17 protein-coding genes and 1 rRNA gene are annotated in these 15,850 nt (G+C 63.7%); 4 read left to right on the forward strand and 14 right to left on the reverse strand.

Going from position 1 to position 15,850, the window contains the following annotated elements; genetic code table 11:
• Nucleotides 1–29: 29 nt before the first annotated feature.
• The 7 genes from iscA to P9255_RS13535 form a co-directional block, all read right to left on the reverse strand.
• Complete coding sequence (iscA, locus tag P9255_RS13505) at nt 30–353, reverse strand: iron-sulfur cluster assembly protein IscA (RefSeq protein WP_040050933.1); 324 nt, start codon at nt 351–353, stop codon at nt 30–32.
• A 108-nt stretch (nt 354–461) separates the two neighbouring features.
• The gene (iscU, locus tag P9255_RS13510; protein WP_309764642.1) at nt 462–890 is read right to left on the reverse strand and encodes a Fe-S cluster assembly scaffold IscU; all 429 of its coding nucleotides are present in this window, start codon (nt 888–890) and stop codon (nt 462–464) included.
• Nucleotides 891–926: 36 nt separating this feature from the next.
• Nucleotides 927–2,150 carry an IscS subfamily cysteine desulfurase gene (locus P9255_RS13515; protein WP_309764641.1) on the reverse strand — a complete coding sequence of 408 codons (1,224 nt, stop codon included), beginning with the start codon at nt 2,148–2,150 and terminating at the stop codon, nt 927–929.
• Between the two features lie 85 nt (nt 2,151–2,235).
• Nucleotides 2,236–2,763 carry a Fe-S cluster assembly transcriptional regulator IscR gene (iscR, locus tag P9255_RS13520; RefSeq protein ID WP_309764640.1) on the reverse strand — a complete coding sequence of 176 codons (528 nt, stop codon included), beginning with the start codon at nt 2,761–2,763 and terminating at the stop codon, nt 2,236–2,238.
• 142 nt (nt 2,764–2,905) lie between these two features.
• On the reverse strand, nt 2,906–3,388 hold the full coding sequence (locus P9255_RS13525) for a low molecular weight protein-tyrosine-phosphatase (protein WP_309764639.1): 483 nt from the start codon (nt 3,386–3,388) through the stop codon (nt 2,906–2,908).
• A gap of 89 nt (nt 3,389–3,477) precedes the next feature.
• Nucleotides 3,478–4,686 (reverse strand): patatin-like phospholipase family protein, encoded by a 1,209-nt coding sequence (locus P9255_RS13530; protein WP_309790747.1) that lies wholly within the window; start codon nt 4,684–4,686, stop codon nt 3,478–3,480.
• 20 nt (nt 4,687–4,706) lie between these two features.
• On the reverse strand, nt 4,707–5,501 hold the full coding sequence (locus P9255_RS13535; RefSeq protein WP_309789811.1) for a 3-hydroxybutyrate dehydrogenase: 795 nt from the start codon (nt 5,499–5,501) through the stop codon (nt 4,707–4,709).
• Nucleotides 5,502–5,754: 253 nt separating this feature from the next.
• Between P9255_RS13535 and P9255_RS13540 the strand changes: the two genes are divergently transcribed.
• Nucleotides 5,755–6,600, forward strand: coding sequence for a 23S rRNA (adenine(2030)-N(6))-methyltransferase RlmJ (locus P9255_RS13540; RefSeq protein ID WP_309789812.1), 846 nt, complete (start codon nt 5,755–5,757; stop codon nt 6,598–6,600).
• A gap of 11 nt (nt 6,601–6,611) precedes the next feature.
• Here P9255_RS13540 and P9255_RS13545 read toward each other — a convergent pair whose 3' ends face one another.
• Complete coding sequence (locus P9255_RS13545) at nt 6,612–6,947, reverse strand: hypothetical protein (RefSeq protein WP_309789813.1); 336 nt, start codon at nt 6,945–6,947, stop codon at nt 6,612–6,614.
• Nucleotides 6,948–7,044: 97 nt separating this feature from the next.
• On the opposite strand from P9255_RS13545, the gene P9255_RS13550 reads away from it, so the two are divergent.
• On the forward strand, nt 7,045–7,443 hold the full coding sequence (locus P9255_RS13550) for a DUF305 domain-containing protein (RefSeq protein WP_309764634.1): 399 nt from the start codon (nt 7,045–7,047) through the stop codon (nt 7,441–7,443).
• A gap of 97 nt (nt 7,444–7,540) precedes the next feature.
• On the opposite strand, the gene P9255_RS13555 is transcribed toward P9255_RS13550, so the two are convergent.
• Together P9255_RS13555 and cueR are read right to left on the reverse strand one after the other, a co-directional pair.
• Nucleotides 7,541–7,687 carry a DUF3563 family protein gene (locus P9255_RS13555; RefSeq protein ID WP_152562693.1) on the reverse strand — a complete coding sequence of 49 codons (147 nt, stop codon included), beginning with the start codon at nt 7,685–7,687 and terminating at the stop codon, nt 7,541–7,543.
• Nucleotides 7,688–7,898: 211 nt separating this feature from the next.
• Nucleotides 7,899–8,285 carry a Cu(I)-responsive transcriptional regulator gene (cueR, locus tag P9255_RS13560; RefSeq protein WP_309789814.1) on the reverse strand — a complete coding sequence of 129 codons (387 nt, stop codon included), beginning with the start codon at nt 8,283–8,285 and terminating at the stop codon, nt 7,899–7,901.
• A 99-nt stretch (nt 8,286–8,384) separates the two neighbouring features.
• Here cueR and P9255_RS13565 point away from each other — a divergent pair, with 99 nt between their 5' ends.
• A complete protein-coding gene (locus P9255_RS13565) occupies nt 8,385–8,591 on the forward strand; it encodes a heavy-metal-associated domain-containing protein (RefSeq protein ID WP_309789815.1) in 207 nt (68 codons plus the stop codon).
• The gene (locus P9255_RS13570; RefSeq protein ID WP_309789816.1) at nt 8,588–9,520 is read left to right on the forward strand and encodes an SDR family oxidoreductase; all 933 of its coding nucleotides are present in this window, start codon (nt 8,588–8,590) and stop codon (nt 9,518–9,520) included. Before P9255_RS13565 ends, P9255_RS13570 begins: the two co-directional genes overlap by 4 nt.
• A gap of 3 nt (nt 9,521–9,523) precedes the next feature.
• Here the strand turns inward: P9255_RS13570 and P9255_RS13575 are convergent, their stop codons facing one another.
• The 4 genes from P9255_RS13575 to rrf form a co-directional block, all read right to left on the reverse strand.
• Entirely contained in the window at nt 9,524–12,988 is a 3,465-nt protein-coding gene (locus P9255_RS13575) for an error-prone DNA polymerase (RefSeq protein WP_309789817.1), read from the reverse strand.
• A 7-nt stretch (nt 12,989–12,995) separates the two neighbouring features.
• Complete coding sequence (locus tag P9255_RS13580) at nt 12,996–14,579, reverse strand: DNA polymerase Y family protein (protein ID WP_309789818.1); 1,584 nt, start codon at nt 14,577–14,579, stop codon at nt 12,996–12,998.
• The gene (gene imuA, locus P9255_RS13585; protein WP_309789819.1) at nt 14,524–15,387 is read right to left on the reverse strand and encodes a translesion DNA synthesis-associated protein ImuA; all 864 of its coding nucleotides are present in this window, start codon (nt 15,385–15,387) and stop codon (nt 14,524–14,526) included. Before imuA ends, P9255_RS13580 begins: the two co-directional genes overlap by 56 nt.
• A gap of 220 nt (nt 15,388–15,607) precedes the next feature.
• Nucleotides 15,608–15,720 (reverse strand): 5S ribosomal RNA (gene rrf / locus P9255_RS13590).
• Nucleotides 15,721–15,850 lie beyond the last annotated feature (130 nt).

Here is a 15,850-nt window from a genome sequence, read left to right on the forward strand (position 1 = left end):
TTTTGCCGAAACCGCCGGCGTCACTCGCGTCATACGCGGAACGATTCGCCGCAGCCGCACTCGTCCTTCGCGTTCGGATTATTGAAGCGAAAACCCTCGTTCAGCCCTTCGCGCGCGAAGTCGAGTTCCGTGCCGTCGAGATACGCGAGGCTTTTCGGATCGATCACGACCTTCACGCCGGCCGATTCGAACACCATGTCTTCCGGTGCGAGTTCATCGACATACTCGAGCTTGTAAGCCAGACCCGAGCAGCCCGTCGTGCGTACGCCCAGGCGCAGGCCGACGCCCTTGCCGCGCCGCGTCAGATACTTCTGCACGTGTTGTGCCGCCTTCTCCGTCAACGTGATTGCCATAGTCTTCGCGTCTCTCGCGCTCAAATCCCGCTTCTCGCAGCGTGGCCGCCGTTCATGCGGCGCCGCTGCGGCCTTGCCCTGCTTCGAAAATCCGTCCCGTGCGCGTGCTTACGCTGCCTGTTGCTTCGCTTGCGCTTCCTGCGCTTGCGGAGCGGCCGCGCCGTGACGCTGCTTGTAGTCGGCGACCGCTGCCTTGATCGCGTCTTCCGCGAGGATCGAGCAGTGGATCTTCACCGGCGGCAGCGCCAGTTCCTCGGCGATCTGCGTGTTCTTGATCGACATCGCCTCGTCCAGCGTCTTGCCCTTCACCCATTCGGTGACGAGCGAGCTCGACGCGATCGCCGAACCGCAGCCGTACGTCTTGAACTTCGCGTCTTCGATCACGCCGTCCGCGCCGACACGGATCTGCAGCTTCATCACATCGCCGCAAGCGGGCGCGCCGACCATGCCGGTGCCGACCGTGTCGTCGTCTTTCGAGAACGAGCCGACGTTACGCGGGTTTTCGTAGTGGTCCAGAACCTTGTCGCTATAAGCCATGATTCAAACTCTCCTTTATTCGATGACGCGCGTCGCTCAGTGCGCCGCCCACTGAATGGTCGAAATGTCGATGCCGTCCTTGTGCATTTCCCAGAGCGGCGACAGATCGCGCAGTTTCGCGATCTTGTTCTTGAGCAGGTTGATGACGTAATCGACGTCCTGCTCGGTCGTGAAGCGGCCGACCGTGAAGCGGATCGAGCTGTGCGCGAGTTCGTCGTTGCGGCCGAGCGCACGCAGCACATACGACGGCTCCAGCGAGGCCGACGTGCACGCCGATCCCGACGACACCGCGACATCCTTCACCGCCATGATCAGCGATTCGCCTTCGACGAAGTTGAAGCTGATATTGAGGTTGTGCGGCACACGGCGCTCCATGTCGCCGTTGACGTACACCTCTTCGATATCCTGCAGGCCCTTCAGCAGCCGGTCGCGCAGCATGCGGATGCGCTCGTTTTCGGTCGCCATTTCCTCGCGCGCGATGCGGAACGCCTCGCCCATGCCGACGATCTGATGCGTCGCGAGCGTACCCGAACGCATGCCGCGCTCGTGGCCGCCGCCGTGCATCTGCGCTTCGATGCGCACGCGCGGCTTGCGGCGCACGTACAGCGCGCCGATGCCCTTCGGGCCATACGTCTTGTGCGCCGAGAACGACATCAGATCGACCTTCAGCTTTTGCAGGTCGATTTCGATCTTGCCGGTGGCCTGCGCGGCATCGACGTGAAAAATGATGCCCTTCGCACGCGTGATCTCACCGATCGCCTCGATGTCCTGAATCACGCCGATCTCATTGTTCACGCTCATCACCGAGACCAGGATCGTGTCCGGCCGAATGGCCGCCTTCAGCTTTTCCAGGTCGATGAGACCGTCGTCCTTCACATCCAGATACGTGACTTCGTAGCCTTCGCGCTCCAGCTCACGCGTGGTGTCGAGCACGGCCTTGTGCTCCGTCTTCACGGTGATGATGTGCTTGCCCTTGCTCTTGTAGAAGTGCGCCGCACCCTTGATGGCGAGGTTGTCCGATTCCGTCGCACCCGAAGTCCAGATGATTTCGCGCGGGTCGGCGTTGACGAGCGCCGCGACGTTCTCGCGCGCTTCCTCGACCGCACGCTCCGCGTCCCAGCCGTACTGGTGGCTGCGCGAGGCCGGATTGCCGAACTGCTCGCGAAGATACGGAATCATCTTGTCCACCACGCGCGGATCGATCGGCGTCGTCGCGCTGTAGTCCATGTAAATGGGCAGGTGGGGAATATCGTTATTCATCAGTCGCTCCGGGATAATCGGTCTAATCGTCTGCCAGGCCGCTGCCTGCCGCGCCGCCGTTGCCGGCTTCGCGCGGCGGCGCAGATCATCCGGCCAGATTGAAAATGGAATTTGGGCCCTTGGGCACGACACGCGCGGCCTCGACGCCGGCCGGCTCGGCGCGCCGGTCGCGCAGCACCGCCGCGGAACCTTCGCGGGCGCGCTGCTGGTCGACCAGGTCTTTCAGCGAGACGGAATCGAGGTACTCGACCATCTTCTGATTGAGCGTCGCCCACAGCTCGTGCGTCATGCAGTGGCCGTCGTGCTGCTTCGTGCCTTCGCACGCGCCCTTGCCGCCGCACTGCGTGGCGTCGATCGGCTCGTCGACCGCGATGATGATGTCGGCCACGGTGACGTTTTCCGCGCGGCGCGCGAGGTTGTACCCGCCACCCGGACCGCGTACCGATTCGACGATCTCATGGCGCCGCAGCTTGCCGAACAGTTGTTCGAGGTAGGAAAGCGAGATGCGCTGGCGCTGACTGATGCCTGCCAGCGTCACCGGGCCCTGCTCCTGGCGCAACGCCAGGTCGATCATCGCCGTGACGGCGAAACGGCCTTTCGTGGTGAGTCTCATAATTGGGGGCTAACGCTAATACTCGATGATTTTCGTCAAGTATAAATAGCCCACAGTTTTAGTCAAGTATCTGGGGCGAAATATGTAGCGGTTTAAGGGGATTTTTCGCCCGCTGCTTTCTGCCGCGTCGGCCCGCGCCCGTTCACGCCATCAGCTGCGCGCGCAACGTCTTGAGCAAGCCCGCGCACGCGTCTTCGCACTGATCGAGCACGCGCTCGAAGCCTTCCTCGCCGCCGAAGTACGGATCGACCACGACGCGGCTGTCATCGAGCGTGGCGAATTCCATCAGCAGACGAATCTTGTCCCGGTGCTCCGGCGGACAGACCGAGGCGAGCGCCGATGCGTTGGCGTCGTCCATGACGATGAAGAGGTCGAAGCGCGCGAAATCGTCCGCCGCGACCTGACGGCCTCGCAGGCTGGACAAGTCGTAGCCGCGTTTCTTCGCCGCGCGCTGGGCGCGCTCATCCGGAGGCTGGCCGATGTGCCAGTCCCCCGTGCCCGCCGAATCGATGATGATCCGGTCCGCGAGCCTGGCCTGCGCGACCAGTTCGCGCATGACCGCTTCCGCGCTGGGAGACCGGCAGATGTTGCCGAGACAGACGAAGCAGACAGCGATCGAATTCATCGGGACGAGAACGTGAAGAACGATGGGAGCGGCGCGGTCGGATTATACAAAGTGGTGACAAAACGCGCCGGGACGGCCGGTTCGGCGAATCAGCGTTCCTCGCGGTGGATGTCGTGGGTGACGAACCGCGCTTCGCCGTTCGGCATTTCGAGCCAGTCCCGACGAGCGAGCGTGCGGCGGATATCCGTGAGCCCGCTTTCCCAGTGTTCGCGCATGGTTGACAGGCCGAACTGGTAGTCCTTGTAATGTCCCTCGTACTCTTTCTGGCGGTAGATCAGATGGATGATGTTATAGCGCTTGGAGCACGCGAGTTCCGCGGCTCGGCGGCACCATTCGTCGTTCTTGCGGACCTCTTCGGGAACGAGATCGAGCACGTGCTGCAGCACGTTGCGGTACCGCTGTGCGCGCTGCATCTGATCGGTCACGAGTCGCGTGCGGCTCGAATACTGCACGTCTTTCACGCGGCCCATCACATCGACGATGCTGTCCGGCACCGGTCCCCGCGCGCTCCACAGGTTGACCTGAAAGCCGAGCGTATCGCAGCGCGGCGTAGCCTGCGCGATCTCGTACAAGGGTGTGTTCGACATGAGGCCGCCGTCCCAGTAGAACTGGCCGTCGATTTCGACCGCCGCGAAGCCGGGCGGCAGCGCACCCGAAGCCATGAAGTGCTCGACGCGCAGCTTCATCTGCGTGTTGTCGAAATAGGCGAAGTTGCCCGTGCCGACGTTGACCGCGCCAACCGACACGCGTGTCTCGCCGGAGTTGATTCGATCGAAGTCGCAGAGGCGCTCGAGCGTGGCTTTTAGCGGCGTCGTGTCGTAGTAGCTGGCGGTTTGCGGCGAACCGGCGGCCAGCGGAGACGGCGGCGGGAAGCGCGGCACGAAGAAGCCTTTCTGCCCTTCCACGAGCGCCCCGACCGCCTGGAGGGCGGTGAATGCCTTTCGGATTTCGTCGGGCGACTCGAACAACGCGCGCTCCGCGAACGCGGGCAACGGAAAGCCGAAGGCCGGCTGACAGATCGTTTCCCAGAACTCCAGCAGACGCGTCGCGCGATTCTCCGGCGCATTGCCCGCGATGATCGCCGTATTCAGCGCGCCGATCGAAATGCCGGCGATCCAGTTCGGATGGATATCCGCCTCATGCAGCCCCTGATAGACACCGGCCTGATACGCGCCGAGCGCGCCGCCGCCCTGCAGCATGAGCGCGATCGTCTCGTACGGGGGCAACGCGATGCGCTTGTCAGGGGCCGGCTTGCTGTGCGCAGCGGGCGCGGTTTGGTTCTCGGTGAGCGGTTCCATGTCTGCCACGACGCGCCCCCTTATTGCATGTGCCAGCCGTGACTGACGACAAACGACTGCCCCGTCAGCGCCGCCGTTTCGAACGCGGACAGGAAGAGCACCGTCTGCGCGACGTCGTCGACCGTGGTGAACACGCCGTCTACCGTGCCGCCCAGCATCACGCGGCGAATGACTTCTTCCTCGCTGATGCCCAGCTCCTTCGCCTGCTCGGGAATCTGCTTGTCGACGAGCGGCGTGCGCACGAACCCGGGACAGACAACATGCGAGCGGACGTTATGCTTCGCGCCCTCCTTCGCCAGCACGCGTGAGAGCCCCAGCAGACCGTGCTTGGCCGTGACGTAAGCCGACTTGAGCGGCGACGCCTCGTGCGAATGCACCGATCCCATGTAGATGACTACGCCGCCGCGGTCGTCCTTGTACATGTGTCGCAGCGCGGCGCGGGTGGTCAGAAACGCCCCGTCGACGTGGATCGCCATCATTTTCTTCCAGTCGGCGTAGGCGTAGCTCTCGATCGGATTGACGATCTGAATCCCCGCGTTCGATACGAGAATGTCCACCGAGCCCAGCTCCGCCGCGACGCGGTCGATGCCGCTATCGACGGCTTGCTCGTCGGTGACGTCCATCGCAAGGCCGACCGCCTTGCCGCCTTTCCCGCGAATCTCGGCGGCGACGGCATCCGCGCCGGCCTGATTCAGATCGGCGATCGCGACGGCCGCGCCTGCCTCGGCGAGCGTAAAAGCGATCGCGCGGCCGATGCCGCTCGCCGCGCCCGTTACTACCGCCGTCTTGCCGTCGAGCTTACCGTTCTGTGACATGCGAATCTCCTTGTCGGATGACTGAATGACAACACGCGATGCAGCGGCCCATCAAGCTGTCCGTTCGGCATAGGACCAATTGAGCGATGCATGCGACACCGCCTATGCCGTTCGGCTGACTCCTACGCGCGGCCGGGACCGGCTATTGTGCATGAACGCCGTGGTGCGCCGCACCAGCGTATCAACCCGTAAGCCGGTCGCACATGCTCCGCTACAATCGGCTGTTTAGCTCTCATTTCAGGCGCCATTCGCCATGCTCAGTTACCGCCACGCCTTTCATGCCGGCAATCACGCCGACGTGCTGAAGCACGCGATCGTCATTCAAATGCTTCGTTATCTGGGCCTCAAGGACAAGTCGTACTGGTACATCGACACTCATTCGGGCGCGGGCGTGTACGCGCTCACCGAAGGCTTCGCGGCCAAGAACGCCGAGTACGAAACCGGCATCGCGCGGCTGTGGGACCGCACGGATCTGCCCGCAGTGCTTTCGGACTACGTCAACGAAGTACGGGCGTTGAATCCGGACGGCGGCTTGCGCTTCTATCCCGGCTCGCCGTACCTGGCGTGGCGCGCGATGCGCGAGCAGGACCGCATGCGGCTCTTCGAACTGCACAGCACGGAGATCGACGTGCTGCGCCACAATTTTCGCGATGCCGGCCGCCGCGCCATGATCTACGACGGCGACGGCTTCGACGGCATCAAGGCGCTTCTTCCGCCGCCCCCGCGCCGTGCGCTGGTGTTGATTGATCCGTCGTATGAGGACAAGCGCGATTACGCGCGCACGCTGACGTGTCTCGAGGAATCGCTGAAGCGGTTCGCGACGGGCACCTACGCGGTGTGGTACCCGCAGGTCGCGCGTTTGGAGTCGCAGCGCTTCGCGGAACAGTTGAAGGCCATTCAGCCGAACGGATGGCTGCACGCCTCGCTGACGATCAAGGCGCCGCCGGCGGACGGTTTCGGTCTCTTCGGCAGCGGCATGTTCATCCTGAATCCGCCGTACAAGCTGGCGAGCGAACTCAAGGGCGCGCTGCCCTACCTGGTCGATGCGCTCGGGCAGGACGCGAACGCATCGTTCAAGCTGGAGCACCGCGCGGACTGAGCCGGCGGCGTTCAGGGATACGGCGCACGCTGCCTGCGATAGTGGCCCTGGCTCGTACCCGGCGACACTGCGCTCTCGCCGCCATACTGAACATACGGCGAAACGACGATCGGCTGCTGCTCTTGTTGCTGCAAGCCTGGCAACGTCGCCATCGGCACCATGCCGGGCGCTCCGAGCGGCGCGCTTTGCAGAACCGTTCCGCTCACGCCGCTGTGGATGCCGGTCTGCGTGTCGAGCACGAGCGGTTCACCGCCAGGCCTGGCCCAGGTCACCTGACAACATGGCACGCACACGGCGACGAGCATACAGATGCGCAACTTCATCTTCTTGCGGATAGCGCCTGGCATCGCTGGCTCGATTGAATAGACGAAACGCTTTACCTTACCCCGGTGGCAAGCTTTACGCTAGGCGCTTCGACTCGGACAACAGCTCTAAGGAGAATCGATGAAACCTACAAGCGCGCTACTCGCCGTCTGCATCGCCTTCTGCAGCGCGACCGCTATCGCACAAACGACGGCGCCCGCGCACGGCGACATGCCTGGCATGAACGCGAGCCAGCCTGCGGCGAGCGACACGGATTTCCCTTCCACGGCTGCCTTTCAGGCCGCGGACCAGTCGATGATGTCGGCCATGTCGGACATTCAGTACACCGGCGACGCGGACCGCGATTTCGTCGCGCACATGATCCCGCATCATCGGGGCGCGGTCGAGATGGCGAAGATCGAACTGAAGTACGGGAAAGACGCGAAGCTGCGCAAGCTGGCTAAGGAAATCATTGTGGCGCAGGACAAGGAAATCGCGTTCATGAATCAGTGGCTGGCCGCGCATCCGGAGAAAAAGTAAGGTTCGCGCGCACCGCGCACCCCGCCAGAAACGACAAAGCCCCGCAATGCGGGGCTTTCATTCGACTTCTTGCGCTGTTCGCGCGGGGCTCGTTGCCTTAGAAGTTGTAGCCGTTGTTCTCGAGCGAGCGGATGCGCTTCTCGAGTTGAACCACGTCCGACGATTGCGCGAGGTATTCTTCGCGGCGGCGTTGTTCGGCGGCTTCAAACCAGATGCTGAGTTTTTCGAGCAGGATTGCAAACATGATGTTCTCCAAGGATTCTGTATGGTCCCTGGCGTTCGGGTCAGGGATAACCCGCATTAGGGATAACCCGGATTATAGCGGTGCCCTCAGGAATCCGGTAGTGAAATGCATGCATAAGGTGCATTCTGTTTCGGAATGGTGCGTGCCGAAACGATGTCCAAGGCGTTGATTTATCGAGAAACGGCAACTTCCGAGCACCATAACGGTGCATCTACTGCGCGAGTTTGTCCAAGATCGGGCATTCGGGTCGGCCATCGCCGTGGCAATGCTTCGCCAAGTGCGTCAGCGTGTCGCGCATGTCCGTCAGTTCCGCGATACGCCGATCCAGTTCTGCAACATGTTCCAGCGCAATGGCTTTCACTTCCGCGCTCGCGCGCGAGCGGTCTTGCCACAGCGCCAGCAGTTTCCGAATGTCTTCCACGAGAAAGCCGAGCCTGCGCGCCTGGCGCACGAAGCGCAGCGCATGCACCTCCTGCGGCCCGTACACGCGATACCCCGCCGACGTACGCCCGACCGGATTGAGCAGTCCGACACTCTCGTAATAGCGAATCATCTTGGCCGTCACGCCCGATGCGCGCGCAGCCTCGCCGATGTTCATGGTCCGCTCCTTCGTTATTTATTGGCCCGACTCTACACCTTCCCATTATGGCAAGGTATACGATGTCGATATTGAGGCTCATTCGAAGAGGAAACCGACATGACGGAATTCAGGGTTCAAGGTATGAGTTGCCAGCATTGCGTCGCTGCGGTCACGCGCTCGATTCAGGAAATCGATCCGAAAGCGCAGGTGCGCGTCGACCTCGACAACGGCAAGGTCGCGATCGATTCCACGCAGCCGGAACAGGCGCTGAAGGATGCCATCGACGACGCCGGCTACACGGTCGTCGGCATCGCATCGGCATGAGGGGCGGCGAGCGCTTCACGGTCGCGCTGATCGGGGCGTCGGGACTGCTCGGACGCGCGGTCGCGGCGGAACTGGCGCAACACGCGAAGGACTGGCGTGTCGTGCGTACGGCATATCGCCGGCCCGCGAACGGAAGCGTGCCGCTCGACATTCGCGATCACGAGGCCGTGCGCGCCTTCCTTCGGCGTGAGAAGCCGCAGGCGGTCGTCGTTGCGGCGGCAGAGCGCCGGCCGGACGTGTGCGAGAACGACCCCGCGCTCGCTCGCGCATTGAACGTCGAGGCGCTCGGCGCGATCGCTGCCGAAGCGCGCGCGCTCGGCGCCTGGGTTCTGTCGATTTCAACCGATTACGTGTTCGACGGCACGTCCCCGCCGTATTCGCCCGATGACGCCCCCGCGCCGCTCAACGCCTACGGCCAAAGCAAGCTGGACGGCGAACGTGCGTTGCTCGGCTGCGATCCGAACGCGTGCGTGCTGCGCTTGCCGCTGCTTTACGGGCCGGTCGTTGACTGGGGCGAATCGGCGGTGACGAGCCTCACGCCGGCGATCGTCGCATCGGCTGATCCGGCGAACGCGCCCGCCACGATGGACGCCTGGGCGACGCGTTATCCGACGTACACGCCCGACGTCGCGGTGGTAATCCGCGGCATGATCGGGCACCACGCGCGGGGCGCGACGATCTCGGGCATCACCCAATGGTCCGGCGACGAGCCGATGACGAAGTTCGATATCGCGGAACGCATCGCGCGGGCGCTGAAGGTTGACGCGAAACTCATCGCGCAGCGCACACCCGCCGACGCGACCCCGCGACCGCGCGACTGCCATCTCGATTCGGCGCGGCTCGAAGCGCTCGGTATCGGCCGGCGCACGCCGTTCGATACGGCTATCGCAAGTCTGCTGGCGGGCTATCCGGCACTGCCGGCGCAGTGACGCTCAGTGAAAATCGCGACTCGCCGCAGCGAGGCGGCCGAGCATCGCGGTATGGTCTTCGAGCCGTTGCGCGACGAGATGCCGCACGTCGCCCTCGTTCTGCCAGACGCCATGCACGCCGAGCAGCGATGACCCGAGCAATACCTTGCGCTGCTTTTCGACGAGCCCCGGCCAGACGATCACGTTGATTGCGCCCGTTTCGTCTTCGATCGACACGAAGATCGTGCCGTTGGCGGTGCCCGGCCGCTGACGCACCGTCACGATGCCGCATGCGCGCACGATGCGTCCGCTTTTCATATCCGCCAGATCGGCGGCCGTCCTGAAACGCAGGCGGGAGAGCTTTGCGCGCAGCAACGCCAGCGGATGGCGGTTGAGCGTGAGCCCGAGACTCGCATAGTCATCGACGATTTCGCGGCCTTCCGATGCCCGCGGCAACGCGAGCGGCGCTTCGGTCATCGGGGCATCGCGCAGCAATTCCGGCGCGCGCTGCTGGGCGGTCACCGCCCACCACGCCTGACGCCGGTGCCCCGCGATGCTCGCGAGCGCATTGCCGGCCGCCAGCGCTTCGAGTTCCCGACGCGACAGCGCCGCGCGCCGCGTGAGATCGTCGACATCGACGAAAGGCGCTTCGGCGCGCGCGATCATGATCCGCTCGGCCGCGGCTTGCGGCAGACCCTTGATCAATTGCAGGCCGATCCGCACGCCAGGCCCATTGGCGCCGTAACGCTGCGCAGCCAGCGTGATGCGCGCCTTCAGCTTACGTGCGCCGCGCCGCATGGTCTTGCGAAACACCTGATCCGGTAGCGGCGTGCCGTAGAACTGCTGACGCCGCTGCTCCCTGCCGGGATCGAACACGACGCGCTCGCCCCTCCCAGGCGCCCTTTCCAGCACGGATTCCCAGTCGCTCAGCGAAACATCCGGCGCGAAAACCTCGACGCCGTGACGCCGCGCGTCCTGCACGAGTTGCGACGGCGAATAAAACCCGAGCGGCTGGCTGTTCAGCAAGCCGGCAAGAAACGCCGCGGGCTCGTAACGCTTGATCCACGCGCTGAAATAGACGAGCAGCGCGAAACTCGCCGAGTGGCTCTCCGGGAAACCGTATTCGCCGAAGCCCTCGATCTGCTTGCACACACGCGCCGCAAAGTCGTGCTCGTAGCCGCGCGCGAGCATCTTCTTCATCAGGTCGGCCTGATACTCCTCCAGATAACTGCCGCGTCGCCAGGCGGCCATCGCGCGGCGCAACTGATCGGCCTCTTCCGCCGAATAGCCCGCCGCGACCATCGCCAGCTTCATCACCTGCTCCTGAAAAATCGGCACGCCGAGCGTGCGGCCGAGCACCGGCCGCAGTTCTTCCTTCGGGTAGTCCGCGTCTTCCAGACCCTGCTTGCGTCGCAAATACGGATGCACCATGCCGCCCTGAATCGGGCCGGGCCGCACGATCGCTACTTCGATCACGAGGTCGTAGTACTTTTGGGGCCGCAAGCGCGGCAACATGCTCTGCTGTGCCCGCGATTCGATTTGAAACACGCCGATGGTATCCGCGCGGCAACACATCTCATACACCGCCTTGTCTTCGCGGCGAATGTGCGTAATGCCGAAATTCAGGACACCGCGCCGCAGCGCGACGAACTCGAGCGCGCGGCGGATCGCCGACAGCATGCCGAGCGCGAGCACATCTACTTTCAGGAGCTTGAGCTGGTCGATGTCGTCCTTGTCCCACTGGATCACACAGCGATCTTTCATCGCGGCGTTTTCGATCGGCACGAGCCGCGACAGCCTCTCGCGCGCAATCACGAAGCCGCCGACGTGCTGCGACAGGTGGCGCGGAAATCCGCGCAGTTCGCGCGTCAGGCGGATGAGATGCCGCGTGATGTGCGAGTCCTCGCTAAAACCCGCCTCTCTGAGATAGCCGGCGACCGCCGACGGTCCATCCCACCACTGCTGCGACTTGCCGATGCGTTCGATCAGCGATGCATCGAGTCCGAGCGCCTTGCCGACGTCCTTCAGCGCGCTTCTCGTGTGATACGTCGTGACCGACGCCGCCAGCGACGCGCGATGCCGCCCATACTTCCGATAGATGTACTGGATGACTTCCTCGCGCCGCTGGTGCTCGAAATCGACATCGATATCGGGCGGCTCGTTGCGCGCCCGCGAGATGAAGCGCTCGACCAGGAGACCCATCCGGACCGGATCGAGCTCGGTGATGAAGAGACAGAAGCAGATGATGGAGTTCGCCGCCGAACCGCGTCCCTGACACAGGATGCCCTGGCTGCGCGCGAATGCGACGATGTCGTAGACCGTCAGGAAATACTTCTCGTATTTCAGTTCGGCGACGAGTTCCAGTTCCTTGTCGATCTGGCCGATGGTGTCGGCGTCGAATCCGTCCGGCCAGCGCTGCTTCGCGCCCTCGATCACCTTTTTGCGCAAATAGCTGGCGGGCGTCTCGCCGGTCGGCACGAGTTCCTCGGGATATTCGTACTGAAGCTCGTCGAGCCGGAACGTGCAGCGGGCCGCGACTTTCAGCGTTTCCGCGATCGCCGCCTTCGGATACAGCGCGCCGATACGCAAGCGCGTGCGCAAATGCCGCTCCGCGTTCGCTTCGAGCGCATACCCGCATTCGCCGAGCGGCCGGCCCAGTCGAATGGCGGTCAGCGTGTCCTGCAACGGCTTGCGCGATCGCGCGTGCATCAGCGCGCCGCTTGCCGCGACGAGCGGCAGACCGCTCGCCTCGGAGATGACGCGGCATGAGGCGAGACGCTCGTCGTCGCTGCCGTCCTGCCACAACTCCAGCGCGAGCCACGCTCGCCCCGCCGCGAAACCGGCGAGCCAGTGCGCGCGGTCGAGCGTGTCGGCAAGCGTCGCTGCGCGCTGCGGCACGAGAATCAGCAGGCAGCCGGGCAAATGCTTCAGATGCGCGATGTCGCCGCGCAAATCAGTGATGTCCGTGGCATCGGACGATGCGGCCGGATCGGTGAAGTCTTCCGGCCCCAGCCGATATTGGCCTTTCGGCGAACGCGAACGCGCGAGCGAAATCAGCTCCGACAGATTGCCGTAGCCTTCGCGGTTCGTCGCGAGCGCGATGAGCGTGCAGAACGGCTGGCCATCCGCATCCGTCAGATGCAATTCGCTGCCGATAATGAGCTTCAACGTCGGCTTGTCGGGTAGCGGCTGGCCTGCGAGCCGTGCGGCCTCGATCGCGGCTTTCGCCTTTGCCTCAATGTCCTTGATCGCGCCATGCGCGCGGACGACGCCCGCAAGTGAACACTCGTCGGTGACGGCGAGCGCGGTATAGCCGTGTTCGAGCGCGGCAGCGGCCAGTTCCTGCGGATGCGACGCGCCGCGCAGGAACGAGAAGTTGCTCAGGCAGTGCAGTTCGGCATATCCGGGCAAAAGCGCCGATGCAGACACCGCGCCCGACAAGTCGCTGCCCTCGCCGCTCAGACCGATGATGTCGTTCAGATCGTCCATGGCGGCGTCATCCGAAAAATCCGTGCAGGAACCAGGCGCCGCTCAATCGCTCGCGATAAAGCCAGAACATGCGGCCGCGATCGTCAGAGGCGACGTAATAGTCGCGCTGCACGCCGTTGCCGTCCCACCATCCCGCCTCGATGCGCTCGGTGCGGCTGATCAGCTTCAGCGGACGACGATAGAACGGCCGCTCGTTGCGCAGCTTCAATGGCTGCGGTGTCTCCAGAATCCACGACGGGCGCGGCTGCGAAGGAACAGCCCGGTCGGGAAGTTCTAACTGCTCGCCGAGTTCCATGTCCGGCTCCGCCGTTTCCTGCTCTTCGTCAGGTAGTGCTTCGGCAGGCGCTTCCTTCGGCTTTTCCCCGCGCTTCGGCCTGGCATCGCGCACGATCTGATACGGCTCGACCGTCATTGCCGCCTCCGGCCGATGATCCTCGCGCGCGACCAGTTGCACGACGTTCTCCGCGCCCAGCCGCGCGCTCAGACGTTCGAGCAGTTGCGCCATCGATTCTTTATCGGAGGTGGGCATCGGAAAAAGCGTGTCGGACGGCGGCGCGTGCTCGCTGACCTTGTCGGCAAGCAGCTTCATCTCGATGACCGGCGCGATGAGCGTCGTCTGATTCAGCTTTTCGCGCAGCAGCCAGAGGATGTGGTCGGCATCGCGCGTCGGCACGGCCCAGCCGATCTGCAACGTCGAGGTTTTCGGCGCGTTGCGCGCGGCGAGTTCGTGCTCGAGCAGCAGAGCGAATCCGCTGACGGCGGCGTGATGCGCGCTCAGCCAGCCGGCCAACTGCAGCACGAGCCGGCGCGCTGCGAACAGCAACGCCTCGGCACTATCGACGCGCGCCTGCAATTCGAGCCGCGCCTCGAACGATGCGGGCGCGCAAAACGCCTCGCGAGGATCCGGCGCCTGCCCGTACGCCTGCGCGAGCCACTGCAGAATGCCTTGACCGAACCGGCGCGCCACGCCCTTGCGCGGCAAGTGGCGCAAATCGGCGAGCGTCGAGCAGCCGATCTGTTCGAACACATTGCCATGTGATTCCGCCGACGGAACGAGCGATACCGGCAAGGCGTCGAGCACGCGCACGAGCGTCGTGCCTTTCACGATTCGCACACGACGCGTCACGCGTCGCGTACGCGCGTGCGCGAGCAGCCACGCGCCCCACGGAGTCGGCGCGCAACCCAGGCGTGAAGTAAAGCCGCAGCCCTTCACCGTGGACGTCACCTTCGCCAGCAGCGCGCGCAGCCCGCCGAACAGCCGCGTGCTCCCGCTGACTTCCAGCAGCACCGTATTGGCGTGCGCGAGCACGACCTTCGGCGTAAAGGCGAGCAAGGCCAACGCGACGGCTTCGAGCGCGCGCTGCTCCTCGCTGATATCCACCGCCAGCAGCGTCAGGCGCGGCGCCAGCGCGAACGCGTGCGAGCGCGTGCTGCCGGGCCGCACGCCGAGCCGAAACGCGATGAGATCGGGCAGCAGGATGCGCGCGTGATCGGCAAGCGCGAAGCAAGGCTGGTCGATGGCGTCTGCTGCGTCGTCATTGCCCGTCGGCCTCGCTCCAGGCGAAATCGAACTCGCCGATGCGGATGGCATCGATGGCGGCCTGACTGCTTCGAGCGATAAAAGCGGCAATGTCACCGCTATCCACAACATGTTTGACCTCTCGTGCTTTCCTTTGCTGACTCGCGCGACGCAAATGCTCGGGCAACGCCGGCAACTGCAACGGCAAGCGCAACTGCAAAGGCTTCTCCAGCAGCGGACCGCGCCGCTTGATGATGTCGATTTCCAGCATGACGGCCTGCATCCATTCGCGACGGTTCATCGTCTGTGCGGTGGGCGGGAGGATCGGCTTGCACACCATGCGCAACGGCGCGGCGGAAGATTGCTTTGCGGCATTGAGCGGGCGGAACAAAAACGCCAACGATTGCGACTCCTGGACCGCCACCTGAAGTCGGCGCAACGCTTCAGGACGCGCTTTCGGCAGCCAGATCAGCACTGCGCCGATGCCCTCCTGCTTCAGCGACTGTTCCGCGGCCCACAGCACCTGCTCGTCAGTTGCTCTGACCCAAACCAGCTTGTTCGTCGCGATGTGCATCGCCCGGAAGGCGGCGAAATTAGGCATCCACGGTGGCGCGATGAGTACGACGGAACGACTCTGGATGGTCGTCAGTTCTCGAAGGCAGCGTGCAAGCAGGCGGACTTCCCCAACGCCGCTCTCTTCGATCAGCAATTCCGTCACGGTGCCGGGAAGCCAGCCTGCGCCGGGCAAAACGCGATCAAGTAACCGATAACCGCTCGAGATAACATTCGGATGCGACGAGCTGAACTGCTCGCCTTGCCACAGCTGTTGTTGCAAGCGAGCAGTCAGCTGGAAATCGAGCAATGAAAGTGCGGCACCCATATGTTCCCGCTCGATAAATTGGACGGGCCGCTCATGCCTGATACGTGCGACCTCTAGCTGTACTGTATATTTATACAGTATTTCGAGTGGAATGGTAACCGCTAGGATCGTAGGAGGGAGCTTGCGAGTGCGAGGAAAGGCGGGTTACTGCGCAGATTCTTGCGCCCAAACGCAAAAACCCCACCTTTATGGGGTGGGGTTTTTGTTTAACGCATGAGGAGCCTGACGATTACCTACTTTCACACGGGGATCCGCACTATCATCGGCGTGGAGTCGTTTCACGGTCCTGTTCGGGATGGGAAGGGGTGGGACCGACTCGCTATGGTCATCAGGCATGACTTGTTGTTGTGCGCGTTGGGGACGGCACAACCAATCTGGGAAGAAGTAGATTCGGTAGTGACTGTTGGGCACAGTCGCGTCACTCAACCGGCGTGCCCCCTTCGGGGGTTGCATTGAGTAAGCG

Origin of the sequence: Caballeronia sp. LZ019 (genome assembly GCF_031450825.1) — a bacterium.
Lineage (GTDB): Bacteria > Pseudomonadota > Gammaproteobacteria > Burkholderiales > Burkholderiaceae > Caballeronia.

Bases quoted from the DNA above. Each gene is read 5' to 3' on its own strand.
- P9255_RS13575 (WP_309789817.1), bottom strand. From the start codon at position 12,988: ATGGACGATCTGAACGACATCATCGGTCTGAGCGGCGAGGGCAGCGAC.
- P9255_RS13580 (WP_309789818.1), bottom strand. From the start codon at position 14,579: ATGCCATCCGCATCGGCGAGTTCGATTTCGCCTGGAGCGAGGCCGACG.
- P9255_RS13555 (WP_152562693.1), bottom strand. From the start codon at position 7,687: ATGTTTGCAATCCTGCTCGAAAAACTCAGCATCTGGTTTGAAGCCGCC.
- iscA (WP_040050933.1), bottom strand. From the start codon at position 353: ATGGCAATCACGTTGACGGAGAAGGCGGCACAACACGTGCAGAAGTAT.
- P9255_RS13530 (WP_309790747.1), bottom strand. From the start codon at position 4,686: ATGGAACCGCTCACCGAGAACCAAACCGCGCCCGCTGCGCACAGCAAG.
- imuA (WP_309789819.1), bottom strand. From the start codon at position 15,387: ATGGGTGCCGCACTTTCATTGCTCGATTTCCAGCTGACTGCTCGCTTG.
- P9255_RS13515 (WP_309764641.1), bottom strand. From the start codon at position 2,150: ATGAATAACGATATTCCCCACCTGCCCATTTACATGGACTACAGCGCG.
- P9255_RS13545 (WP_309789813.1), bottom strand. From the start codon at position 6,947: ATGCCAGGCGCTATCCGCAAGAAGATGAAGTTGCGCATCTGTATGCTC.
- iscR (WP_309764640.1), bottom strand. From the start codon at position 2,763: ATGAGACTCACCACGAAAGGCCGTTTCGCCGTCACGGCGATGATCGAC.
- P9255_RS13535 (WP_309789811.1), bottom strand. From the start codon at position 5,501: ATGTCACAGAACGGTAAGCTCGACGGCAAGACGGCGGTAGTAACGGGC.
- P9255_RS13550 (WP_309764634.1), top strand. From the start codon at position 7,045: ATGAAACCTACAAGCGCGCTACTCGCCGTCTGCATCGCCTTCTGCAGC.
- P9255_RS13540 (WP_309789812.1), top strand. From the start codon at position 5,755: ATGCTCAGTTACCGCCACGCCTTTCATGCCGGCAATCACGCCGACGTG.
- P9255_RS13570 (WP_309789816.1), top strand. From the start codon at position 8,588: ATGAGGGGCGGCGAGCGCTTCACGGTCGCGCTGATCGGGGCGTCGGGA.
- iscU (WP_309764642.1), bottom strand. From the start codon at position 890: ATGGCTTATAGCGACAAGGTTCTGGACCACTACGAAAACCCGCGTAAC.
- P9255_RS13565 (WP_309789815.1), top strand. From the start codon at position 8,385: ATGACGGAATTCAGGGTTCAAGGTATGAGTTGCCAGCATTGCGTCGCT.
- cueR (WP_309789814.1), bottom strand. From the start codon at position 8,285: ATGAACATCGGCGAGGCTGCGCGCGCATCGGGCGTGACGGCCAAGATG.
- P9255_RS13525 (WP_309764639.1), bottom strand. From the start codon at position 3,388: ATGAATTCGATCGCTGTCTGCTTCGTCTGTCTCGGCAACATCTGCCGG.